Source organism: Citricoccus muralis, assembly GCF_003386075.1.
Lineage (GTDB): Bacteria > Actinomycetota > Actinomycetes > Actinomycetales > Micrococcaceae > Citricoccus > Citricoccus muralis.
Window position 1 is genome coordinate 415373 of sequence record NZ_QREH01000001.1, and the last position, 25594, is coordinate 440966.

Annotated in this window: 13 protein-coding genes; 9 read left to right on the top strand and 4 right to left on the bottom strand. The window is 69.1% G+C overall.

Translation table 11 applies throughout. The annotated features are described in order from the left end of the window. The first annotated feature begins 8 nt into the window (after positions 1-8). From miaB to dapF, 3 genes are read left to right on the top strand one after another with little or no spacing between them, the layout of a single operon-like run. Positions 9-1535 (top strand): tRNA (N6-isopentenyl adenosine(37)-C2)-methylthiotransferase MiaB, encoded by a 1527-nt coding sequence (gene miaB, locus C8E99_RS01780; protein WP_115930849.1) that lies wholly within the window; start codon positions 9-11, stop codon positions 1533-1535. Further along, positions 1532-2464 (top strand): tRNA (adenosine(37)-N6)-dimethylallyltransferase MiaA, encoded by a 933-nt coding sequence (gene miaA, locus C8E99_RS01785; RefSeq protein ID WP_115930851.1) that lies wholly within the window; start codon positions 1532-1534, stop codon positions 2462-2464. Before miaB ends, miaA begins: the two co-directional genes overlap by 4 nt. A 9-nt stretch (positions 2465-2473) precedes the next feature. Continuing rightward, positions 2474-3430 (top strand): diaminopimelate epimerase, encoded by a 957-nt coding sequence (gene dapF, locus C8E99_RS01790; RefSeq protein ID WP_115930852.1) that lies wholly within the window; start codon positions 2474-2476, stop codon positions 3428-3430. Positions 3431-3460: 30 nt separating this feature from the next. Here dapF and C8E99_RS01795 read toward each other — a convergent pair whose 3' ends face one another. Next, positions 3461-4081, bottom strand: a complete 621-nt coding sequence (locus C8E99_RS01795) for a class I SAM-dependent methyltransferase (RefSeq protein WP_115930854.1) — start codon at positions 4079-4081, stop codon at positions 3461-3463. A gap of 349 nt (positions 4082-4430) precedes the next feature. Between C8E99_RS01795 and hflX the strand changes: the two genes are divergently transcribed. Both hflX and C8E99_RS01805 read left to right on the top strand, forming a co-directional pair. After that, positions 4431-6014 (top strand): GTPase HflX, encoded by a 1584-nt coding sequence (hflX, locus tag C8E99_RS01800; protein ID WP_115930856.1) that lies wholly within the window; start codon positions 4431-4433, stop codon positions 6012-6014. Further along, complete coding sequence (locus C8E99_RS01805; RefSeq protein WP_115930857.1) at positions 6011-8107, top strand: ATP-dependent DNA helicase; 2097 nt, start codon at positions 6011-6013, stop codon at positions 8105-8107. The genes hflX and C8E99_RS01805 overlap by 4 nt, the downstream gene beginning before the upstream one ends. A 294-nt stretch (positions 8108-8401) precedes the next feature. Here the strand turns inward: C8E99_RS01805 and C8E99_RS01810 are convergent, their stop codons facing one another. From C8E99_RS01810 to lexA, 3 genes are all read right to left on the bottom strand, one after another. Next, positions 8402-9544 (bottom strand): IS110 family RNA-guided transposase, encoded by a 1143-nt coding sequence (locus C8E99_RS01810; RefSeq protein WP_115930859.1) that lies wholly within the window; start codon positions 9542-9544, stop codon positions 8402-8404. A 136-nt stretch (positions 9545-9680) separates the two neighbouring features. Then, entirely contained in the window at positions 9681-10577 is an 897-nt protein-coding gene (locus C8E99_RS01815; protein ID WP_115930861.1) for a hypothetical protein, read from the bottom strand. Between the two features lie 5 nt (positions 10578-10582). Next, on the bottom strand, positions 10583-11326 hold the full coding sequence (gene lexA / locus C8E99_RS01820) for a transcriptional repressor LexA (RefSeq protein ID WP_115930863.1): 744 nt from the start codon (positions 11324-11326) through the stop codon (positions 10583-10585). Positions 11327-11537: 211 nt separating this feature from the next. Between lexA and C8E99_RS01825 the strand changes: the two genes are divergently transcribed. The 4 genes from C8E99_RS01825 (at position 11538) to C8E99_RS01840 (ending at position 25561) form a co-directional block, all read left to right on the top strand. Beyond that, a complete protein-coding gene (locus C8E99_RS01825) occupies positions 11538-11897 on the top strand; it encodes a LysM peptidoglycan-binding domain-containing protein (protein ID WP_115930865.1) in 360 nt (119 codons plus the stop codon). 108 nt (positions 11898-12005) lie between these two features. After that, on the top strand, positions 12006-18161 hold the full coding sequence (locus C8E99_RS01830) for an Ig-like domain-containing protein (protein WP_115930866.1): 6156 nt from the start codon (positions 12006-12008) through the stop codon (positions 18159-18161). A gap of 56 nt (positions 18162-18217) precedes the next feature. Next, entirely contained in the window at positions 18218-19336 is a 1119-nt protein-coding gene (locus C8E99_RS01835) for a histidinol-phosphate transaminase (protein ID WP_245952023.1), read from the top strand. A 90-nt stretch (positions 19337-19426) separates the two neighbouring features. Further along, positions 19427-25561, top strand: a complete 6135-nt coding sequence (locus tag C8E99_RS01840; protein ID WP_147301154.1) for an Ig-like domain-containing protein — start codon at positions 19427-19429, stop codon at positions 25559-25561. Positions 25562-25594: the final 33 nt, after the last annotated feature.

Here is a 25594-nt window from a genome sequence, read left to right on the forward strand (position 1 = left end):
ATACTGCGGTGACTTCCACCCCCCGTCTCGATGAGCGCACATACCAGGTCCGCACCTTCGGCTGCCAGATGAACGTGCACGATTCCGAGCGCATCTCCGGCCTGCTGGAGGACGCCGGTTATGCCCCGGTCGAGGGGACGACGGAACCCGACCTCGTCGTGTTCAACACCTGTGCCGTCCGGGAGAATGCGGACAACAAGCTCTATGGGAACCTCGGCAACCTGCGCGCCGTCAAGGACAACCACCCCGGCATGCAGATCGCCGTCGGCGGCTGCCTGGCCCAGAAGGACCAGAAGACCATCATCGACAAGGCCCCATGGGTCGACGTCGTGTTCGGCACCCACAACATCGGTTCGCTGCCCACCCTGTTGGAGCGGTCCCGTCACAACCAGCAGGCCGAGCTCGAGATCCTGGAATCGCTGGAGACCTTCCCCTCCACCCTGCCGACCAAGCGCGACTCGACCTATTCCGGGTGGGTCTCCATCTCGGTGGGCTGCAACAACACCTGCACCTTCTGCATCGTCCCGGCCCTGCGCGGCAAGGAGAAGGACCGCCGTCCCGGCGAGATCCTCGCCGAGGTCCAGGCCCTCGTGGATGCCGGCGCCGTGGAGGTGACCCTGCTCGGCCAGAACGTGAACACCTACGGCGTCGAGTTCGGCGACCGCGGTGCCTTCGCGAAGCTGCTGCGCGCGTGCGGCTCGATCGAGGGACTGGAGCGGGTCCGCTTCACCAGCCCCCATCCGGCCTCCTTCACCGACGACGTCATCGATGCCATGGCCGAGACCCCCAACGTCATGCCGCAGTTGCACATGCCGCTGCAGTCCGGCTCGGACCGAATCCTCAAGGAGATGCGCCGCTCCTACCGGTCCAAGAAGTTCCTCGGCATCCTGGACAAGGTCCGGGAACGGATCCCGCACGCCGCCGTGACCACGGACATCATCGTCGGATTCCCCGGGGAGACCGAGCAGGACTTCCAGGACACCCTGGACGTGGTGGAGGCCTCCCGTTTCTCCTCGGCCTTCACCTTCCAGTACTCCATCCGCCCGGGAACCCCCGCCGGGGAGATGGAGAACCAGGTTCCCAAGGCGGTCGTCCAGGAACGCTTCGAGCGCCTGACCGCCCTGCAGGACCGCATCAGCGCCGAGGAGACGGCGAAGCTCGTGGGTACCCGCCAGGAGCTGCTGGTGACGAACCACTCCGGCTCCAAGGATGCCGCGACCGGCCGGTTGGCCGGCCGTGCCCCGGACAACCGGCTCGTGCACTTCAGCGTCCCGGAGGGCGCCGAGGTCCCGCGGCCCGGTGATGTCGTCACGGTGACGGTGACGGCATCGCACCCCTACTTCCTGATTGCGGACCCCTCAGCGGAGGACCCGGAGGGCTACGTCCTGCGCCGGTCCCGTGCCGGCGACGCCTGGGACCTTGCCCAGGCCGCCTCCTGCGGTGTGCCCTCACCCGGCGCTGGGGCAGCTGATGCCGAGGGTACTGCCGGCTCAGCCGGCGTCAGCCTGGGCATGCCCACCCTGCGCCCCGCATGACCGACGCCGGCCGCGCGCCGATCGTGGCCGTCGTCGGGCCCACGGGCACGGGGAAGTCCGAGCTGGCCCTGGACCTGGCCGAGCGGCTGGGCGGGGAGATCGTCAACAGCGACGCCCTGCAGTTCTACCGCGGCATGGACATCGGCACGGCCAAGCTCCCGGTCTCCGGGCGCCGGGGGATACCCCACCACCTGCTGGACGTGCTCGACGTGACCGAGGAGGCCTCGGTGGCCCGCTTCCAGTCCGAGGCGCGGGCGGTGATCGGCGACATCCGGGCCCGAGGCCTCGTGCCGGTCCTCGTCGGCGGCTCCGGACTGTACGTGCGGGCCGCACTGGACGAACTCGAGTTCCCCCCGACAGACCCGGACGTCCGGGCACGGATCGAGTCCGAAGGTCACGAGGTCGGCCTGGAGGGCCTGCGGACGCGGTTGCAGGCCGTGGATCCGGACAGCGCGGCACGCCTGGGGGATGCACGGCGGATGGTGCGTGCCCTCGAGGTCTTCGAGCTCACCGGACGCACGTTCACCTCGTACATGCCCCAGCGGACCTACCTGCGGCCGACGGTGCAGGTGGGACTGGACCTGGACCGGCCCAGACTGCATGAGCGGCTGCATGCCCGCGTGGTCGCCATGGCCGAGGCGGGCCTGCTGGACGAGGTCCGGACCTTGGACGCCCTCGGACTGCGGCAGGGCAGGACGGCCTCGCGGGCGATCGGCTACGCGCAGTTCCTCGCCGTCCTGGACGGTGAAGCGGACACGTCCGGGGCCATCGAGGACACCGCCACGGCGACCCGCCGCTTCGCCCGCCGCCAGATCACCTGGTTCCGGGCGGACCCGCGCGTCACGTGGTTCGATCCCACGCGCCCCGGCCTGCTCGAGGACGTGCTGGGACACCTGGCCCGGTCAACAGGGCCACAGGCCGCCACCTAGACTGAGGTCATGACCCTGCCGATCGCCCAGGACCCCGACCGCCTGCGGACCGCCCTTGACCAATTGGCCGGGCTGGCCTTCACGAAGGGGCACGGCACCGGCAACGACTTCATCCTCGTCCCCGACCTGAGCGGGGAGACCGAACTCGCCCCGGACCACGTGGAGGCGCTCTGCGACCGCCACTTCGGGGTCGGCGCCGACGGACTGATCCGCGTGGTCGAGTCCACGCACCTCATCGAGGGACGGGATCTGCTGGAGAACCACCCCGAGGCCACCTGGTTCATGGACTACCGCAATGCCGACGGCTCCGTCTCCGAGATGTGCGGCAACGGGGTGCGAGTCTTCGTGCACTATCTCGCCACCCGCGGCCTGGTGGACCTGGAGATCGGGCAACAGCTGCAGATCGGCACCCGCGCCGGCCTCCGCACCGTCACCCGGACCGGCGAGGAACAGTACTCGACCGACATGGGACCGTGGAGCTACATCGACCCCGAACTGGCCGAGGAGCGGGCCTCGGACTCCCTGGTGCTCGCCGCCGGGCTGGCCGACCCCCGCCCGGCCCTGAGCATCTCGATGGGCAACCCGCACACTGTCGTCGCGCTGGCCGAGGACGCGGATCTGGCGGATCTGGACCTGGCGAAGCAGCCCAACGTGGAACCGGTCCCGCCGAACGGAACCAATGTGGAGTTCGTGGTGGCCGCCGACCCGCTCTTCCTGAACGGCGTCGGCCGACTGGAGCTGCGCGTTCACGAGCGGGGAGTGGGGGAGACCCTCTCCTGCGGCACGGGAGCCTGTGCCGCCGCCACGGCCGTCCGCATCTGGGCCGGAGACCGTGACGCCCTGGCCTGGGAGGTCGGCGTCCCGGGCGGCATGGTGGGCGTCGAGTTCATCCCCCAGTCTGACGGCACCGAACGCGTCATCCTGTCCGGGCCCGCCACACTCATCTTCGACGGAACGGTGGCGTGAACGGGCCTCACGGGGCCTGACCGGCGGCTGTCAGGCCCGGTCCACCTGCAGGATCCGGAAGCCCTTCTCGCTGCCGAAGCGTGACGCCGTGAATTGCCCCGGAAACCGTTCCTCCAGGGCCGCGGCCATCCACGGCAGCAGCGAATCGGCCCCGAGGTTCTTCTGCACCACCAACAGGGCACGGCCCCCGGGGGCCAGTCGGGGCAGCCACTGCATCAGGATCGAGTGCAGTGCCTCCTTGCCCACCCGGATCGGCGGATTGGACCAGATCAGGTCGAAGGTCCGCTCGGCGGGGACCCCGTCTGGCCGGTAGACGGAGACGTTGTCCAGGCCGAGGGCTGCGACATTGTCCCGGCACAACTGCGCGGCACGGTCATTGACCTCCACCCCCGTCACCTGGGCGTCGGGGCTGGACAGCGCCAGCGTGAGGGTGAGCGGCCCCCAGCCGGTACCGATGTCCAGGAACGAGCCCGACGACGGAGGGCCCGGTACCGTACGCAGCATCGCCGCGGTGCCCTTGTCCAGTCCGTCGGGGGAGAAGATGCCGCCCGCCGTCTCGACGGTGACGTCCCGGCCGGCCAAGGTGAGGCTGAGCCGTCGTCGTTGTTCCGGGCCGACCGGCTCGGCGGAGAAGTAGTGTGCGGAATCCATCACGGCCGATGCTACCTCTGCTTGACAGCGTCCCTATACTGGATGGCATGTGGATTTACCTGCGTTGAGCCGGACGTGCCTCAGCGGCACCGACGCTCCGGACCCCGATCTCCCCGCTGTGCAGCGGGTTGAGACACCGTCCGTGATGGCATCCACTTTCCCTTGAGCCTGCGTGACCCGACTGCCCGGGTCCTGGTCTGCTGCGATTCCTCGCGCCGATCCCACGCCGGCCCGACCCGTGAAGGAGGCCCTGGTGGCCCCGAAAACCCCCATCCACAGCGGCGACCCGAACACTCTCGGCGTCCCCGACAGCGACTACCCTAGAGACCACAACTCTTCCAAGGAGACCATGACCGAGACCACCCCACAGGGGAACGAACAGCCCGCGAACGAGCAGCACGGGAACGAGTCCGAGATCCGTGACGTGATCGACCGGATCCTTGCGGCTGATGCCGCCGGTGCCGCCAAGAACGCCCCCGAACCTGGCCGAGCCCTCGCGCTGTCCAAGGGCGGTGACGGGCACACCGAGGCCGACGGTGAGCAGTTCGACCTGGCCGAACGCCAGGCCCTGCGGCGAGTCAGCGGACTGTCCACCGAGCTCGAGGACATGAGTGAGGTCGAGTACCGCCAACTGCGCCTGGAGCGGGTCGTTCTCGCCGGCCTCTGGTCCGAGGGGACCGCGGAGGACGCCGAGAACTCCCTGCGCGAGCTCGCGGCCCTGGCCGAGACCGCGGGATCCGAGGTTCTGGACGGTCTGATCCAGCGCCGGCACCTGCCGGATCCAGCGACCTTCCTGGGCAAGGGCAAGGCCGAGGAGCTGCGCGGCATCGTGGCGATGACCGGTGCGGACACCGTCGTCGTGGACTCGGAGCTGGCTCCCTCCCAGCGCCGTGCCCTGGAGGACATCGTCCGCGTCAAGGTCATCGACCGCACGGCGCTGATCCTGGACATCTTCGCCCAGCACGCCCAGTCCCGTGAGGGCCGCGCCCAAGTGGAACTGGCGCAGCTCGAGTACCTGTTGCCGCGCCTGCGCGGTTGGGGCGAGTCCATGTCCCGCCAGGCCGGTGGCCGTGCCGCCGGCGGTGAGGGCATCGGCTCCCGCGGCCCCGGTGAGACCAAGATCGAGCTGGATCGCCGCCGTATCCGCACCCGCATGGCCAAGCTGCGCCGGGAGATCGCCGCGATGAAGCCGGCGCGTGAGACCAAGCGGGCCAACCGGCGTCGCAACCGGGTGCCGTCCGTGGCGATCGCCGGGTACACGAACGCCGGCAAGTCCTCCCTGCTCAACCGGCTCACGCATGCCGGCGTCCTCGTGGAGAACGCCCTGTTCGCCACCCTGGACCCCACGGTGCGCAAGTCCGTCACCCCGGACGGCATCGGCTACACGCTCTCGGACACGGTCGGCTTCGTCCGCTCGTTGCCGACACAGCTGGTCGAGGCCTTCCGCTCCACCCTGGAGGAGGTGGCCGACGCGGACGTGATCCTGCACGTCGTCGACGCCTCGCACTCGGACCCCGAGGGGCAGATCGCCGCCGTGCGAGCCGTGCTAGCCGAGGTGGACGCCCGGCAGATCCCCGAGATCATCGTGCTGAACAAGGCCGATGCCGCCGACCCGGTGGTGGTGGCGCGGCTGCGCCAGAAGGAACCGCGGTCAGTGGTCGTCTCCGCACGGACCGGGGAGGGGATCGAGGAACTCGAGCGCGCCGTCTCGGACGCGATCCCACGTCCGAACGTGGCCCTGGACCTGTTGATCCCGTTCACCGACGGGGACGTGGTCTCGCGCCTGCACTCGCCGGACGCGGACATCATCTCGGAGACCTACGAGGCCGAGGGCACGCGGCTGCGGGTGCTGGTCCGCGAGGACATCGCCGAGGACCTGCGCCGTTATGCCGCCGAAGGGTCCGCGGACGGTCAGGAGCGCGCCGGAGCATGACAGAGACGGTCGAGGAAGCCGCGCCGGCTGCCGTGGCGGAGCCCGCCGCCGAGCCCCGTACCGACGCCGAGCGTGAGGCCCTGCGGCTGCTGGACGCCGCCGTCACAGCCACCGGGGGCCAGCGGCGCGAAGGGCAACGGCGCATGGTCGTGGAGGTCGCCCGGTCCCTGGAGACCGGGCAGCACCTGTTGGTGCAGGCGGGCACCGGCACCGGGAAGTCGTTGGCGTACCTGGTGCCGGCGCTCCAGCACGCCCTGGAGGCCGAGAACCCGGTGGTGGTGGCCACCGCCACCCTGGCGTTGCAGTCCCAGATCATGCGGCGGGATGCGCCCAAGCTACTGGAAGCCCTGCGGGAGGAGCTCCCCCGTCCCATGAACATCGCCCTGGTCAAGGGCCGGTCCAACTACCTGTGCAAGCACAAGTTGGAGGGCGGTTTCCCGGAGGAGGACGGCCAGGCACTGTTCGGCATGGCCGACGACGGCGAGATGCTGTCCGGATCCGACGGCGGCCCGACCAGCCCCCTGGGCCGCGAGGTCCTGCGGCTGCGCGAATGGTCCGAGGAGACGGACACGGGGGACCGGGACGACCTCGATCCGGGCGTCACCGACCGCGCGTGGCGCCAGGTCTCGGTCTCCGCGGTGGACTGCCTGGGCGCCCAGAAGTGCCCGATGGCGGCCGAATGCTTCTCCGAGCGGGCGCGCGCGGACGCCGGGGAGGCGGACGTGGTGGTCACCAATCACGCCATGCTCGCGATCGCCGCCTTCGAGGGGCTCGCGGTGCTGCCCGAGTTCGAGGCTGTGGTGGTGGACGAGGCCCACGAACTCCAGGACCGGGTGACCGGGGCAGTGACCGGCCAGCTCTCCGGGGCCATCGTGCAGGCCGCGGCCTCCTCGGCCCGCAAGCACACGGCCATCGCCGTGGAGGACCTGGTGCAGGCCGGCGCCGGCCTCGACGCCGCCTTCACCGCCACCCCCACGGGCCTGATACCGCGGGGGCCGGACGAGGTCCAGCAGAACGCACTGAAGGCTGTCCGCGATGCGGCCCGCCAGGGGCTGAGTGATTCCAAGCCGAGCGGAGGAGGTGCTGACTCCTCGGCCGACGGCGGGCGTCAGATGGCCCGATCCCGGATGCAGGACGTCCTGGACGTGGCCGAGCGGATGCTGGAGACCACCCCGGACACCAGTCATCCCGAGGTGCTCTGGGCGTCCCGTCCGGGCCACTTCGAACCCGGCACCGGGTGGATCCCCGGGGACGAGTCCGCGGTGCCGATGCTCTATGTGGCCCCGCTGTCAGTGGCCGGCAAACTCCGCGAGGGGCTCTTCGGTCAGGCCACGACCGTGCTGACCTCGGCCACACTGGCCATCGGTGAGTCGTTCAACCCGGTGGCGGGATCCCTCGGCCTGATGGGCGAGGGGGCGCCGGCCTGGTCCGGTCTGGACGTGGGCAGTCCCTTCGACTACCCGAGGCAGGGTGTGCTCTACGTGGCCCGGCATCTGCCGAAGCCGGGTCGGTTCGCTGCCCCCGAGACCTATGACGAACTCGAGGCACTGCTCAAGGCGTCCGGCGGCGGCGCTCTGTGCCTGTTCTCCTCCAAACGGGCCGCCGAGGACGCTGCCGCCGAGATGCGCACCCGGCTCGGTCCAAAGCCCACGATCCTGTGCCAGGGCGACACCACGCTGACCGCCCTGGTGCGGCAGTTCGCCACGGAGGAGGACACCTGCCTGTTCGGGACCATGAGCCTGTGGCAGGGCGTGGACGTGCCCGGCGTGTCCTGCCGCCTGGTGGTCATCGATCGGATCCCGTTCCCGCGACCGGACGATCCCCTGTCCACGGCGCGGTCCAGAGACATCAGCCGACATGGCGGCAACGGGTTCATGGCGGTCTCCGCCTCCCATGCGGCGGTCCGCCTGGCGCAGGGTGCCGGCCGGCTCATCAGGACCGCGACGGACCGCGGTGTCGTGGCTGTCCTCGACTCCAGGCTGGCGACGGAACGGTATGGGTCGTTCCTGCGCTCGACCCTGCCGGACTTCTGGCCGACGGCCGATCCCTCCGTGGTCCGCGGCGTGCTGGAGCGGCTCCGCCCTGCTGACTGATATGTAGCTTCGTTTGTCAAGTGGCAGAGAAGAACGGCTCCGGACCAGTCGGTGTCCGGGGCCGTTCTTCATGTACCGCTGCGGTGGTGGGGCGTAGGCGCGTCTTGTCGACGACAGGGTCAGACTGATATTCGCGGGTTGGGTACCGCATGACGATTGTTCGGCAGGAGCATTCCGAGGTCTAGAGTCGGGCGTCGCCGGGACCGGGGTCTCGGTTGTCCATAGTCAGGTCTCGGGTTGGCTCCACGTGCTGCCTCATCGCCCCACGCGGTCCGCAGGGTACGTTCAGGGGGTTCAGGCCGCGTTCATCGCGGCTCCTTCCGGCACCGGCCAGGCCTTGTCCTGGACGGCTTGTTGTAGCGGTGCGGCGACCGACCAGCACCAGCCGGCCAGTTCCCGGGCGATGGCGGTGTTGGCCTTGGTGCGCAGCTTGTCTCGGGCGTTGAACCGCTCCCAGGCCCGGTGCAGACGCCGGTTGCCCTCCAGCGCCCGGATCCGGGTTGCCGAGTCCACGAGCTGGAGCTGGCGCAGCAGCCTGGTCCCGGGGCGTCTGAACGGCCGGTCGTGTTGCCAGGCGGCTTCCACGAGCAGGCGCCGGGCGTAGGTGTTGCCGGCCTTGGTGATCGGGCCCTGGGCCCGAGAGGCCCCGGAAGAGTGCTCGGAGGGCACCAGCCCCAGGTAGGCGCCGATGGACGATCCGGTGAAGCGGGTCCAGTCGCTGATCTCCACGGCGAGCCCGTAGGCGGTGGTGATGTCGATCCCCCGGAAGCACATCAGCGCGTTGATCACCTGCGCATACTCGGAGTTCTTGGCCTGTTCGGTGATCTCGGCCTCGAGCCGCTTCAGATGCTGCATCAGCAGCACCTGCTGCTCGAGGTAGGACTCGAGGGTCGATGCCGTGGCCGTCGAGTCGAAGCGTTGCCGGCCCAGCCAGGCAAGGTGTGGGCTGGTCCACCGGCTCTTCTCCGGGTAGTGGAGTCCGTGGCGCAGCAGCAGCGAGTTGATCCGCTGCCGGCAGTGGGCCAGGTCCTTCGCCGCGGCCATCCGGGCTCGGGAGAGGTCCCGCAGCCCTTCCTGGCCCAGGGTGGGAACCCGCACCTGGGTGATCTGGCCCAGCGAGAGGATCCTGGCCAGGCCCATCGCGTCGCGCTTGTCCGTCTTAACCCGGTCGCCGGGGGCGCGCAGCAGTTTGGACGGGGCCGCGACCACACAGTCGATGCCGTGTAGGCGCAGGTGCCGGGCCAGCCCGAAGCCGGTAGGTCCGGCCTCGTAGACCACTTGCAGATGCTCGGGGTCGAAGCGTTCCAGCCAGGCGGTCACGGCCACCGGGTCGCAGGCCATCTTGTCCCGGACGATCTCGCCGGTGGCCGTGTCCAGGGCACAGGCGACGAGGTTCTGAGCATGCACATCCAGCCCCACATAAGTACGATCGAACATGTCGGGACCTCCCAAAGATTCAACTGTGGCACTACCAGTCAATCCCCGTCACCGGGCGACCGGGAAGGGAAGCACGGCCGGCAACCCACGCAATGTTGAACAGTGCAGGTCCCGACCTCCCTTCACCTCATAGCGTCTAGCGGATCAGCATCTCGAGGGCGCCGACCGTTCGAATGGCCCGCCATTCGATGCCGGGGGCCGGGCTCCAGGCCGGCCAGTCCACGGACCATCCGCCATCGGGCTCCTGGGCGGATGCGAGCCACCGGCGGTCCCGGGACATCACGGCTGCAGGGACCAGGCCGCCGAAGAAGTCTGAGGGGAAGGGGACCGTCCATGGATGGTGGACCAGGTCGACCGCGTGGATGCTCTCGTCCTCGGCACCACCCGCCACGGGGAGGGAGCCGTCGGCGGACAACCGCTCTCGGAGGGCCGCCAGGATCGGGCTGTCGGCCGAGCCCGAGGGAAGGCCGTCCGCAGCGAGGAACCTCAAGGCGTACTTGGCCTCATAAGCGGACAGGTCGCTGGCAGTCGCACCCCGGGACAGTCGGAGGCGGCACCAGTCCGAGGCGGCCTCGGCCCACCCGCCCGAGAACCCCGTCAGCAGGGCCGCGGCGGCGAAGCCATACGTGAGGTGCGAACCGCCGGGAACCGGTTGGACCCACGGTGCATGGGGCCACTCGAGGGAGGCCTCGGTGACGAACGGCACGGAACCATCCAGCCCGGAGGTCGAGGCCACCCATTCCAGTCCAGAGCGCACCCAGGGGTGCTCGGCCAGATCCCAACCGGCCAAGAGGTCCAGGGCCGTCAGCGTGGAGAGGGCCTCACTCTTCGGTGACCGCACATCGGGTTCGAGGCCGTGACCGAATCCTCCGTCTGGATTGCGGTACGCCCCCAGGGCGGTCAGGACGCCCTCGGTGCCGCCGCCATGGAGCAGCAGGTCCACCCGGCGGCGTTCGAGCAGCCGACCGTGGGTGTAGACGAACTCCTCGGCATCCGCCACGCGGACGCCCGGCGGCAGAGGACGATGGTTCATGGGGTTCAGAGCGCCCGGAGTACCGTGACGACCTTGCCCATGACCGTCGCCTCGTCTCCGAGGATGGGCTCATACGCAGAGTTCTGCGGCAGCAGCCACGTGTGGCCATCCCGTTGCCGAAAGGTCTTCACCGTGGCCTCGTCGTCCAGCAGCGCGGCGACGATGTCCCCGTTCTGTGCGTTGTTCTGCTGGCGCACGACCACCCAGTCGCCGTCGCAGATGGCCGCATCGACCATGGAATCCCCGGAGACCTTCAGCATGAACAGTTCCCCCTCGCCGGTCAGCTGGCGCGGCAGGGTCATGACGTCCTCGACCTGCTGGTCGGCGAGGATCGGCCCACCGGCGGCAATCCGGCCCACCAGCGGAACTGGTACGGCATCACCGTCGGCGGCCCCAGTGTGCAGCGTCCTCACCGTGCCCACCGGCGTGGCGGCCGATTCGGGGGCCGTGGCGGTCGACTCGGTGACGAGAGCCCGGCCGTTCTCGTCCAGCAGGACCTCCATGGCGCGCGGGCGGCCCGGGTCCTTGCGGAGGTAGCCCAGCTTCTCGAGCTGGCCCAGTTGATGGGTGACCGATGAGAGCGATGCCAGGCCGGCGGCATCCCCGATCTCCCGCATGGACGGCGGGTAGCCGTGCGCGGCGATCGCAGAGCGGATGGATCCGAGGATGATCCGCTGACGATCGGTGAGGGGCCGGACGCTGGGATCGCGGTGCGGGTCCGGGGCGGGAGTGGTAATCCGGGGGGCCATTCGACCATCCGTTCTTATCGTGTCCGTCGGTCTTGGTGAGATGTCTCGTGCTGGGTCGCTGGGTCTGACGGTACCGGAGTCACAGCCTCGATTCAAAGATATGTTCGAATTTTTCTTGGCATGTTTCGAACAGGCGTGCTAGACATGAGGTCGAAGCAGTCGAACACACGTTCTAGAAGGCCCGGGGATCCGGGAGGAGAGGCAGAAGAGCATGAGTACTGCAGCATCAGTCCACACCCGCACGGCCGGCTCCGACGGATTTCACCTGAACCGCCGTGGTCGTTTCCTCTTCGTGGGGTTCCCCGTCATCGTCCTGGCGGTCCTGGCCGCAGCGGCCGCTGTCTTCTTCGGCGCGCACGGTATGGCCCCGGCGGCAGCGTCGGGCGACGAGCCGGCGGCCGCCGTGGAGACCGTCACGGTGAACTATGGCGACACCCTCTGGGCCATCGCAGGGCGCACCGCCCCAGACTCACCCCGCAATGAGGCCATCCTGCGCATCGGCGAACTGAATGGCCTCGATGGTGGCGAGCTGCAGCCCGGCCAGGTGTTGTTCGTGCCCGCCGGAGCCTGAATCTCCGCTGACCCTGGGGGCGGTGGGGGGATTCGACTCCCTTCAGCCGGCCGGTAGGATGGCCTGGGTCCGTAGTGGGGCGGATCCATTGCTGATGACGGGGCACTCATGGGGAACAAGCGCAAGCAGCTGAAGTCTGTGGCGACCCCGGTGGCTTTCTCCGCCATTGGTGCCCTCGTGGCCACCGGCGCCTTCCTCTATCCCGGTTTCGACACCGCTGACCTCGAACTACATGATTCAGGCGTCTGGGTCACCCACAACAGCGGGGGATACGTCGGTCACCTGAACCACGAGTCCACCATCCTGGACGGTGGTTTCCGGCCCCCGATGGAGGGCGTCGAACTCCACCAGGAGGATGCCACCGCCCTCATGCTGGATCCGGCCTCCGGCGCCTTGACGTCCATTGACACGACTTCCATGGTCGCTGGCGACCAGATCATGCTTCCAGCCACCCAGGACTTCGCGCTCGGAGCAAGCGTCATCTCGGCCAGCAACCCCTCTGAGGGGACTGTCTACGCAGGTACGGTGGACCCATCGCCACAGATTTCCACGGACGAACCGCTCTACGAGGCCGAGGGGGCCGTGACGTCGACGACGACGGTGGAGGGTGAGGTGCTCGTGGCTGACCTCGGCCAGGACACCGTGGTCACCTTCGGGGCCGAGGATGATCAGCCTGGTGCGCTGGTCGAGACCGGCCGGGACGGCGTCGAAGGACTGTCCGGTCTACAAGAACCGCAACTGGTGGCCGTGGGAGACGTTCCCGTGGTGGTGGACCCCGCTTCCGGCACCCTCTCCTGGCCCGGCCACTCCGTGCAGGATGAGCGCCTGGTGGGTGCGGTGCCGCAGCCGTCCGGTCCCGAGGCGGAACGGTTGGCCTTGTCCACGGAGCGGGATCTGTTCACCGTGGCGCTGTCCAACGGGGGCATTCAGACCATGAGCGTCACCCCACCCACGGACACCTCCGCCGGATCGACCACGCCCGCCGGTGCCGACGGCGGTGTGGCGGCGACGGCCCCCGTTCGGGTTGCCGGATGCCTTCATGCCGCCTCGGCCGTCACCGGACACTACGTGCAGGACTGCGACGGTGAAGAACGGGATCAGATCGTCCCCATCCCGGATCTGCAGTCCGGCGCGGAGTTGGTCTTCCGGGTCAACCGCGACGTCGTGGTACTCAACGACACGATGTCCGGGACTAACTGGATGGTCCTGGACCAGATGAAGGTCGTCGCCAACTGGGACGACCTCGAACCGCCCAAAGGCGAGGGCGAGGAGACGGAAGAGGAATCCGACGAGGTCACCCAGGAGACCGCCCTGCCGGAACGGCAGGAGGAGAACAGGCCGCCCGTGGCGGAGGATGACAGTTTCGGTGTGCGCCCCGGTCGGACCACGCAATTGCCCGTCTTGTTCAATGACTCCGACCCTGATGGTGACGTCCTGACGGCTTCCCTCGAAGGCGACCAGCCTCCAGTGGGCACGGTGCAGGAGATCATCGACGGCATCGGGATGCAGATCGTCGTCCCGGAATCCGCGAGCGGCCGGGCCGAGGTGACCTATGCGGCGGATGACGGGCGCGGTGGCACGGACACGGCCCAGATCTCCCTGCGGGTGGTGCCGGACAGTGAGAACCGGGGGCCCACACAGGAACGCAAGGCGGTGCTGCGCGTGCCCGCAGGGGAATCGGTGACGAGCCAGGTCCTGACCGACTGGATCGACCCGGATGGCGACGACCTCCAGCTCGTGGGAGCCCTTGCCGAGGAGCCGGATACCGTCCGTACCCGTCCGGATGGCCAGCTCACGTTCCAGGACAATACCGGCGAGGCCGGACGCCGTGACATCCAGGTCTCCGTGTCCGACGGGCGCGAGACCACCACGGGCACGGTGCAGATCGAGGTCCTCGAGCGCGGTTCGGTTCATCCGCCGATCACCCAGGCGGACCACGTCACCGTCCAGGCGGGGCAGGAGATCACGTTCTACCCGCTCGAGAACGACACCGACCCACTCGGCGGCCAACTGCGCCTCGCTCAGGTGGCTGCTGCTGAGAATGCGGAGATCGACTACTCGGCCGCCGGGGGATCGGTGCAGTGGTCCTCGGATGTCGCTGACACCTACTACGTCGAGTACCTGGCGGCGAACGAGTATGACTCCGCTCCCGGCCTGATCCGGGTGGACGTCGTGAAGAGTGAGGAGAGCTCCGGACTGCCGGTGGCTGTGCGTGACATCGCCCTGTTGCCGGCCGGCGGTCAGACCCTCGTCAACGTCTTGGGGAATGACACCGACCCGACCGGAGGTGTGCTGCTGGTGCAGGGGGTCCAGGATGCCACGACCGAGTCCGGGGCGTCGGCCCCGTTGAAACTGGCAGTCGAGGACTTCAACCACATCCGGGTGGTGGACACCGGTGGCATGACCGGCCCGGCGACCTTCACCTATTCGGTCTCGAACGCCCAGGGCACCGCCCAGGGTGAGGTCACCGTGGTACCGCTGCCGGAACCGGAGGTCATGCAACCGCCCATCGCCGTCGCGGATACGGCGAACGTCCGCGTCGGTGACGTGGTCACCATCGACGCCCTGGCCAATGACACCCACCCCAACCAGGAGGAGCTGACCCTGGTGCCCGAACTCGAGCGCCAGGTCGCCGAGGACCGCGGGATCGGTTTCGTGTCCGACGGGAAGGTCAGGTTCCGTGCCGGCAGTGAGCCAGGGCGGGCTACTCTCGCCTACACGGTGCGGGCACCGGACGGACAGGAGGCCTCGGCCACCGTGGAGATCACCATGGTGCCGATGGACCGGGAGTCCAACAACCCGCCGGTGCCCCTCTCGGTGTCCGCCCGCGTGCTCTCCGGAGAATCCGTGGCGGTGCCGATCCCGTTGGATGGGATCGACCCGGACGGGGACTCCGTCACCCTGGAGGGCGTGCAGTCCCCGCCCTCCCAGGGATCCGTGCGCATGGAGAAGGGCCGGATGATCTACACCGCCTCTGGCGCCGCCACAGGTTCCGACGTCTTCACCTACTCGGCCGTGGACCGGCTGGGGGCCCGTGCCACCGGTACCGTGACCATCGGCATCGCCCAGCCGCTGAGCACGAACCATCCGCCGGTCGCTTTGGATGACTCGGTCGAGGTCCGGCCCGGTCGCACCTTCACCACGAACGTCCTGGCCAACGACGCCGATCCTGATGGCGATCAGGTGGCCCTGGTGCAGGGGCGATTCGCTCCCAGTCAGCCAGAGGTGCCGGTGGACATCGTGGATGGACGGGTCCGCGTGGTCACCCCGGAGACCGAGGGTTTCCTCAACATCGGCTACACCATCGCCGACCCCGCCGGCGCCACCGCTACGGCCAATCTCTCCATCCGCGTGGATGAGGAAGCCCCGCTCATGCCGCCCATCGCCCGCGACGACCTCGTCGGGGTCGAGGAGATCGACGGCCGGGAGCAGATCTCCGTCTCGGTCCTGGACAACGATGAGGATCCGGACGGCGCCGTGGAGGAACTCGAACTCGGCGTGGATGAGGCCGCCCAGACGGCCGGTGCCCGGGTGGAAAGCTCCAATGTGGTCGTCCCCGTGCAATCGGCAGCACAGGTCATCATGTACTCGGTGACGGACGTGGACGGCGGGGTGGGCCGGGCCTTCATCCTGGTCCCGGGCAATGACCACCGCGCCCCGTGGCTGACCACCACCGATCCGCTGCGCGTGGTAGCCGGTGAGGAACTCCGCGTGGACCTGACCGACCACATCGGTGTCCGCGACGGCCGTACGCCACGGCTGACTGATGACAGCTCGGCGTCCGCCACCCCCGCGACCGCCGCGTTCACCGTGGGATCGGCCACCGAGGTCCGGTTCACCGCCCCGGCCGACTACGCCGGTGGTGCGTCGGTCAACGTGACGGTGACTGATGGCGAGGATGGCTCGGACCCGAACGGGCTGGTGTCCACGCTGTCCATCCCCATCATCGTCGAGCCGCGTCCGGACGAGAACAATCCGCCGACAGTGCAGTCCAGCTCGCTGCAGATCGAGCAGGGCGGCGACCCCGTGACCCTGGACCTCAGCCCGCTGGCCACGGATCCCGACGGCGACGAACTGACCTTCTCCCGCGGTCAGGTCAGCGGCGAGTTCGCAGCCGAACTCGATGGGACCGAGCTGACGGTGACCCCCTCCTCCAACGCCGAGCGGGGCACGGCGGGCACCGTGGCGTTCACGGTGTCCGACGGCGAGGCTGAGCCCGTCACCGCAGAGATCACCGTCGACGTGGTGGGCACCTCCCGGGAGCTCCCGCGCGCCCTCGATGACGAGATCCCGGATGCCCGGTCCGGCGAACCCGTCACGGTCAACGTGCTGGAGAACGACATCAACCCGTTCGAGGGTGAGGCGCCGTTGACCGTGACCGCAGCTCAGGTGGTGACGGGCGAGGGCACCGCCGCGACGGACGGCTCCACCGTGACCGTCACCCCGGGGCAGGACTACTCGGGCCGGATGCAGGTGACCTACACGATCCAGGATCTGACGGCAGACCCCACCCGGGAGGTCCAGGGCAACATCACCGTGATCGTTAAAGGCCGTCCGGACGTCCCGGGCGTTCCCCGGATCGAGTCGGTGGATGACCAGACGGTCGAGCTGTCCTGGGCCGCCCCGCCGGACAACGGCGATCCGATCACCGGGTACACCGTGACGGACACGACCACCGGCTCCACCCAGCAGTGCTCCTCCACCGCGTGTTCCATCACCGACCTGGAGAACGCCGTGGAACACCGCTTCACGGTGACGGCCACCAACGGCGTGGGCGAATCGGACGATTCGGGCCTCTCGGCGCCGGCCATTCCGGACGTGCGTCCCGAGCAGCCGGCTCCGCCCACCGTGGACGCCGGTGACGGGCTCGTCACGGTGCAGTGGACGCCGCCGGTCAACCGCGGCTCGGCCATCACGGACTATCGCGTGCAATTGAGCCCGGCACCGCCCGGTGGCGGCCTGCGCTCGGCCGGTGCCGGGACGTCCTTGAGCTGGGACGGCCTCACCAACGGGGTGGACTACCAGTTCCGCATCCAGGCCGTGAACCAGGCCGATGAGCCGTCTGAGTGGTCAGGGTGGTCGGTGGCCGCGACCCCGGCCGGCAAGCCCCTCGCCCCCGGCACTCCTTCGGCGGTCCGGGACACCTCAGCTGTGGACGGCGGCGTGGTCCGGTTGATCTGGTCCGCCGCGAATGACAATGGTGCTGCCCTGCGCGACTACACGGTCACGGCACATTCCGGCAGCTCGAGTCAGTCCCGCACTGTGGGGGCGGGGACCACGTCGATGAACTGGTCCGGACTGGACAAGTCCACCGCTTACACCTTCTCCGTGGTGGCACGGAACGCCGAGGGCACCTCCCCGTCGTCCGGACGGTCCGCGGCGGTCACCCCCTATGGGCTACCCGGTGCCGTGAGCGGGCTGACCACCTCTCCCACGGGAGCCAACCGCGAACTGGACATCTCCTTCTCGGGGGCGGCGAGCAACGGCTCGCCGGTCTCCTACCAGTACTCCCTTGGCAGCGGGTGGGCGTCCCTCGGGACCTCGACGTCTTCCACCATCACGGTTCCGGCCAACGGGTCCACCTACCAACTGAGTGTCCGCGCCACGAACGCTGCCGGCGCCGGCGACTCGCGGACCGTCTCCACCCAGGTGGCCTACGGGCCGTTCGCCATGCCCACCATCCGCGCCACGCCCCAGGTCGGCAGCGTGAAGTTCACCTGGAGCCCGACGAACACCTCGACCATCGGCAACGGACGGTCCGTGACCGTCACGCCGAAGGTCGACTCCACCACCGTGGACAACAACGGTTCCTTCACGACGGCGCGGACGCGGGAGGCCACGTCCTCCACGTTGACCATTCAGGTTTGTGTCACCGGGACCTCCACGTGCGAAACGGTGACCCAATCGGGGACATCCCTGGCCATCCCGGATCCCTCCGTCAGCATTACCCGCGGTGGCAGCGCGGCCAGTTATGCCCGGTGCAGCACCGGCGAGTTCACGGACTGCTGGCTGACTGACAAGACCTTCTCCAACTTCGATCCGGGTACCACGATCGAGTACACGTGCACCGCGGTCGGCTCGTCCACCACGGAACGGCCGGGTGAGGTGTTCACGTTCGGTGAGTACTCCACCACGGTCGGGTCTAACGGCAGTGCCAGCCTGTCGGACACGACATGCATCGCCCACGACGGGCACCGGCAGATCTGGCTGGACCTGACGAGCCACGGCATCGAATCGAACCGCCTGCAGGGACCTGGCGACTGAGGTCTCTGCGTGACATGCGCGGGCCCGAGGTGCATCCACCGCCTAGGCTGTCTCGGGTGAGCAATTCGGATACCCAGTCCACCCCGGAGGCCCTGGCCGCCCTCCCGCTGCGCGAGAACTTGCGGGGCCTGAGCCCCTATGGCGCCCCGCAGCTGGAGGTGCCCGTCACGTTGAACACCAACGAGAACACGCATCCGGTGCCGGACGAGGTGGTGGAGGCCATCGCCGCATCGGTGGCCGAGGCCGCCGTGACCCTGAACCGCTATCCGGACCGCGAGTTCACCGAGCTGCGCAAGCGGTTGTCCGAGTACCTGGGCCACGGGCTTTCCGAGACACAGCTCTGGGCCGCCAACGGCTCCAACGAGATCCTGCAGCAGTTGCTCCAGGCCTTCGGCGGCCCCGGACGCACCGTCATGGGCTTCCCGCCCACCTACTCCATGTACCCGCTGCTGGCCGCTGGGACGGACACCGGCTACTTGGCCGGTGTGCGCGGGGAGAACTTCTCCCTGTCGGCCGCCTCAGCCGCACGGCAGGTGGCGGAGCACCGGCCGAACGTAGTGCTGCTGTGCTCTCCGAACAATCCCACCGGCACGGCCCTCGGCCTGGATGTGGTCGAGGCCGTCTACGAGGCGGCCGAGGCCCACCAGGGCATGGTCGTCGTGGACGAGGCATACGCCGAGTTCGCCCTCGCCGGCACCGAATCGGCGCTGTCCCTGTTGACGGGCCGGCCACGGCTCGTGGTGACCCGCACCATGTCCAAGGCCTTCGCCCTGGCCGGTGCCCGGCTCGGTTACCTGGCCGCCGCACCCGAGGTCACCGACGCCCTGCGCCTGGTGCGGCTGCCCTACCACCTTTCCGCGGTGGCCCAGGCGACGGCCAACGCCGCACTGCAGCACTACGACGTGCTGTTGGAGACCGTCGAGGACATCAAACGCCAGCGGGATCGGATCGTTGAGGGCCTGCGCGCCCTGGGTCTTGATCCGGCCGTCTCGGACTCCAACTTCGTGTTCTTCGGCGGACTCGGGGATGCCCATGCTGTATGGCAGGGACTGCTGGACCGCGGCGTGCTGGTGCGCGACGTCGGCATCGCCCACCACCTGCGCGTCACCGCCGGTACCGAGGCCGAGACCACGGCCTTCCTGGACGCCCTGCGCGAGGTGATGACCGGAGCCTGAGTATTCGGGCGTGTATCTTACACGGCACCTCTATACTGAAGCGGGTGACCGGCTTCGGGCACACGTGGCTCGAATTTGACGGGGAGTACGGTGGCGCGCAGGGGCTGGAAGGCGATCAAGGCCCCGGTGACGTTCTCCGCCGTGGGTGCCGTGGTGGCCACCGGAGCCTTTCTCTATCCCGGCTTCGAGACCGCGGAACTCGATCTGCATGACGGCGGCATCTGGGTCACCTATGACGAGGGCGGCTACGTCGGCCACCTGAACTACGAGTCCACCACCCTGGACGGCGGCCTGAAACCGCCAGTCGATCACTTCGACCTGCATCAGCAGGACGGGACGGTCCTGATGCTGGATCCCGCATCCGGCGCCCTCACCAGCATCGATCCTTCCGCGATGGCCGTCGGAGACCAGGTCATGATGCCCGCGACCGACGGGTTTGCCCTCGGTGGAGGCGTCGTGTCCGCGAGCAATCCGGCCGAGGGTACAGTGTTCGCCGGCACGGTGGACCCGTCTCCCCAGATCTCCGGCGAGGACCCCTTGTATGAGGGCGAGGGCACCGTGGCTTCCACCACCACCCTGGAGGGCCACGTCCTGATCGCGGACCTGCACGAGGGGATGGTGCACCGCTACGAGAGACCGGACACCGCCGGCGCAGCGTTCGAGGAGACCGACCAGAAGAGCATCGACGGCCTGGCCGAGATGTCCGAGCCCGCCATGACCGCCGCCGGGGACGTACCCGTGGCGGTGGACTCCACCGCCGGCCAGCTGTCCTGGCCCGGGCACTCGATCCAGGACGACCGCCTCATCGGGGCACTGCCGCAGCCGGCAGGTCCCGCTTCAAACCATGTGGCCCTGTCCACCGGCCGCAGCCTGCTCTCCGTAGATCTGGGCAGCGGCGAGGTGACCTCGCTGCCGCTGACCGATCCGGCGGATACGGGGGCCGGCTCGGCGCAGCCCGGCGGAAGCACCGGCACCGGAGGCGTCACGGCGCCGGTACAGGTCAACGGCTGCACTCACGCTGCCTCGGCGCAGACCGGCCAGTACTTACGTGATTGTGACGGTGAGGCGCAGGACGAGATCGTCCCCATCCCCGAGTTCCAGGCGGGATCCGAGCTGGTGTTCCGGGTGAACCGGGACCGGGTGGTGCTCAATGACACGGGTGCCGGAACCGCCTGGATGGTCCTGGAGCAGATGAAGGTGGTCTCCAACTGGGACGACCTGGAACCACCGAAGGGTGAGGGCTCCGAAGAGGACGAGGAATCGGACGAGGTCACACAGCAGACCGTCCTTCCGGACCGGCAGGACGAGAACCGGCCGCCCGTGGCCACGGACGACTCCTTCGGCGTCCGGGCCGGCCGGACCACGCAGCTGCCGGTGTTGTTCAACGACTCGGACCCTGACGGCGACGTCCTGACGGCCAGGCTGGACGGTGACCAGCCCGGCGTCGGAACGGTGCAGCGCATCCTGGATGGCGTGGGGATGCAGATCGTGGTCCTGGAGTCCGCCAGCGGCTCGGAGGCGATCACCTACATCGCCGACGACGGCCGGCAGGGGACGGACACCGCCCAGGTCAACCTGCGCGTGGTGCCGGATTCGGAGAACAGTGCCCCGACGCAGGAACGGGTGCCGGTGTTGCGCGTGCCGGCCGGTGAGTCCGTGACCGCCCAGGTGTTGACCGACTGGCTGGATCCGGATGGCGATGACCTGCAGCTCACCGGTGCCGCAGCCGATGACCCGGACTCGGTCCGGACCCGTCCGGACGGTCAGCTGACCTTCCAGGACAACACGGGGGACCCCGGCACCCGCGAGATCCAGGTGACCGTCTCCGATGGGCGTGAGACCACCACCGGGACCGCCCAGATCGAGGTGCTGGAACGGGGCGGCATCCAACCCCCGGTCACCCAGGCCGACCATGTCACGGTCCAGGCCGGACAGGACGGCACCCTGCAACCGCTGGAGAATGACGAGGACCCGCTCGGCGGCCAGCTGCGCCTGGCTTACGTGAGCACGCTGCCGGAACTGGAGGTCTCCTACAGCACCACGGCGGGGACCGTGCAGATCGCCGGGGCCGCCCCGGGCACCTACTACCTCGAATACGTGGCCGCCAACGAGTTCGATTCCGCACCGGGGCTGATCCGCGTGGACGTGTTACCCGAGGGGGAGGACGGCGGCTTGCCGGTGGCCGTTCGGGACACCGCGCTGCTGCCCGCCGGCGGGGACGTGCTGGTCAACGTGCTCGGCAATGACACCGATCCGGCCGGAGGCCTGCTGGTCGTCCAGGGGGTCGAGGGCCTCAGCGGTGCCGAAGGCAATGCCTCACCCATCACGGTGGCGGTCGAGGACTTCAACCACGTCCGGGTGGTGGACAGTGGCGGACTGAGCGGGCCCATCACGTTCACGTACCGGGTGGCCAACGCCCGGGGCACGTCCACGGGGGAGGTGACCGTGGTTCCCCTGCCGTCCCCGGAGGTCCTCCAGCCTCCCGTGGCCACGGCGGACTCGGCGACGGTGCGGGCGGGGGACATCGTCACCGTAGATGTGCTGGCGAACGATTCGCATCCCAACCATGGCGACCTCACGCTGGAACCGGACCTGGTGGAGGAACCGGGCGAGGGGAGGGGACAGGCCTTCGTCTCCGGTGGCATGCTGCGGTACCGGGCCGGCAACGAGGCCGGCCGAGTCAACGTCTCCTATGAGGTCGGCGGTCCCGATGGCCAGAAAGCCTCTGCCCCGGTGGAGTTCACCGTGACGCCCATGGACCGCGCCGCGAACAATCCGCCCGTGCCACCGTCGGTCCAAGCCCGGGTCCTGGCCGGCAACGCCGTGACCGTGCCGGTCAACCTCAACGGCACCGACCCGGACGGAGATTCGGTGACCCTGGTGGGCGTGCAGTCCCCGCCGACCCAGGGGTCGGTGCGGATGGAGGAGGGGAGACTCATCTACACGGCGACCGAGTCCGCTGCGGGCACGGACACGTTCACCTATCAGGTCGTCGACCGGCTGGGGGCCATCGCCACCGGCACCGTGTCGGTGGGCATCGCCCAGCCCCCGACCGTGAACCACCCTCCCGTGGCCCTGGACGATTCCGTGCAGGTCCGGCCGGGCCGCACCTTCACCACCAATGTGCTGGTCAACGACGCCGACCCGGATGGGGACCCGGTCGCCCTGGTCGAGGGCGGGTTCCAGTCCTCAGTGCCGGACACGGCCGTGGAGATCGTCGACGGCCTGGTGCGGGTCACCGCCCCGGAACAGGCCGGCCACCTGAACCTGCAGTACACGATCGCGGATCCGGCCGGCGCCACGGACACCGGCAACCTGTCCATCGGGATCGACCCCGATGCGCCGCTCATGCCGCCGATCGCTCGGGATGATGCGGTCGGTGTGGAGCAGATCGCCGATCAGCAGCAGGTGGCAGTCCCCGTGCTGACCAACGACGAGGACCCGGACGGCGACGTCGGGGACCTGGAGATCTCCCTCGATCCCGCCGCAGAGGCCGCGGGGGCCAGGGTCCAGGCGGACGAGGTGGTGGTGCCCGTCGCCCAGGACGCCCAGACCCTGATGTACACGGTCACCGACGTGGACGGCGGCACCGGCCACGCCTTCATCCTGATTCCCGGCCAGGATGCCCGGGCTCCCTGGCTGACCCTCGAGGAGCCTCTGGAGGTGATGGCCGGGGACCCGCTCCGGGTGGACCTGACGGACCACATCGGCGTCCGGGACGGTCGCACTCCGCAGTTGACCGGTGATGACGCCGCGGCCGCCGCACCGGCGTCCGCGCGCCTTGACATCGGCTCGGCCACCGAGGTCACCTTCACGTCGGATCCCGGATATGCGGGCAGCGCCTCAATCAACGTGTCCGTCACGGACGGTGAGGGCGGCGGCGACCCCAACGGTCTGGTCTCCACGCTCTCCCTCCCGATCTCCGTGGTGCCCCGCCCGGACCAGAACAACCCGCCCACGGTCCAGTCCAGCTCCCTGGAGGTGGAACAGGGCGGAGACCCGGCCACCCTGGACCTGGCCCCGCTGGCCCGTGATCCCGACGGCGACGACCTCACCCTCGCGCTCGGCACAGTCTCCGGCGAGATCGCCGCCGAGTTGACCGGCACGGTCTTGACCGTGACTCCCTCCTCGAACGCCGAGCGAGGAACGTCCGGTTCCGTCGGGTTCACGGTGTCCGATGGTGAAACGGATCCGGTCCCGGCGGAGATCTCCGTGCAGGTCGTGGGGACCTCCCGGCCGGCGCCGCTGGCGCTGGACGACGAGGTGCCGGACGGGCGGGCGGGCGAGCCCGTCACCGTCGACGTGCTGGCCAATGACGTGAACCCCTTCGCCGACGAGGGGCCGCTGACCGTGATCTCCGCGACGGTGACCACGGGCTCGGGCACCGCCGCGACGGACGGCACCACCGTCACCATCACCCCGGACGCGGACTACTCCGGGCGGATGCAGGTCACCTATGGCATCGAGGACATCACCGGGGACTCCGCCCGCCAGGCACAGGGCACGGTCACCGTGGTGGTCAAGGGAGCCCCGGGCGCTCCCGGTGTCCCGCGCATCGAGGGCGTGGAGGACAGCGAGGTCTCGTTGTCCTGGGCCGCGCCCCCGGACAACGGGGCACCCATCACCGGCTACACCATGACCGATACGACGACGGGTGTCACCCAGGCGTGCGCGGCCACGGCGTGCACCATCACGGGACTGACCAACGCAGTGGAGCATCGGTTCTCGGTGACCGCTACCAACGAGGTGGGGGAGTCGGAAGCCTCCGGACCTTCGGCGCCCGCCGTCCCCGATGTGCGCCCGGAGATGCCCGCTGCGCCCGCCCCCATAGCCGGCGACGGCGCGGTGGACCTGGCCTGGACGGTGCCGGAGAACCGTGGCTCGGCGATCACCTCCTACCGGGTGCAGGTCTCACCGGCGCTCAGTGGGTCCGCGACCCGCAGCACCGGAGCCGGGACGTCCCTGCGCTGGGACGGCCTGGGCAACGGGGTGCCCTACCGGTTCCGGCTCCAGGCGGTCAATCAGGCCGAGGAGCCCTCCGAGTGGTCCGCGTGGTCCACCGATGCCGTCCCGGCTGGCAAGCCGTTCGCCCCGGGCACCCCCTCGGCAGTCAAGGACGAGTCCGTGGTGCACGGCGGCGTGGTGCGGGTGGCCTGGTCGGCGGCTGATGACAACGGTTCGGCCCTTGAGGGATACACCGTGCGGGCCCATGCCGGCGGATCGGTGGTCGGGACCAAGCTGGTCGGACCCGGAACCACGTCCCTGGACTGGTCCGGGCTAGACAAGTCCACGGCGTACTCCTTCTCCGTGGTGGCTACCAACGGGGAAGGAGACTCGCCGGCGTCGGGCCAATCGGCATCCGTGACGCCGTTCGGGCGGCCTGGACCGATCTCCGGACTGACGACCTCGGCCACCGGGGCCGACCGGAAACTGGATATCTCCTTCTCTGGGGCGGCGAGCAACGGTTCGCCGGTGAGCTATGAGTACTCCCTCGGCAGCGGCTGGTCCAGCCTTGGTACCGCGACCTCGAGCACCGTCACCGTCCCGGCCAACGGGTCCAGCTATTCCCTGACGGTCCGGGCGAAGAACGCCGCCGGGGTGGGTACCTCCCAGAAGGTCTCCACCGCCACGGCTTACGGGCCGCTCAAGCCGCCGGAGATCATGCCTGTGGTTGCTGAAGGTCTCGTCCAGTTCCACTGGGGAACCGACACGAACACGGCCGGCAACGGCCGTAACGCCACCATGAGCGCCACGGTCAACGGCAGCCGGGTGCAGAACAGCGGCCGGTACGCCTCCGAGTGGGTCCGCGAATCCACCCGATACACCCTCAAGGTGACCGTCTGCGCGGACGGGGACTGCGCCTCCTCGGAGAGCACCGTCTCCTCCATCACAGTCCCTCCGCCGAGCATTCAGTTCTCCCTCGGCGCACCCTTCGGGGACCCGGAGGCCTGCGGAGCGGGATCGGCCTACAAGAACTGCCACTACACCAAGGTGAATGCCAGCGGTTTCGAGCCGAACCAGTACGTCTCGGGCGGTACCTGCTACGGGATCCGGTCGGACAATGGACAGGTCGGCACGTGGGAACAGGGGAACGTCGATTTCACCGTGGACGGCCAGGGGAAGTTGATCGACGGCAATGTGGGCTGCTGGCCCCACGACCTGTACCGCGAGGCGTGGATCGAAATCGCCGGACTCGAGTCCAACCACATCCGTGGTCCCTGGTAGGAAGGCGGACCCCGTAGGCGCAGTTGTTCCCGA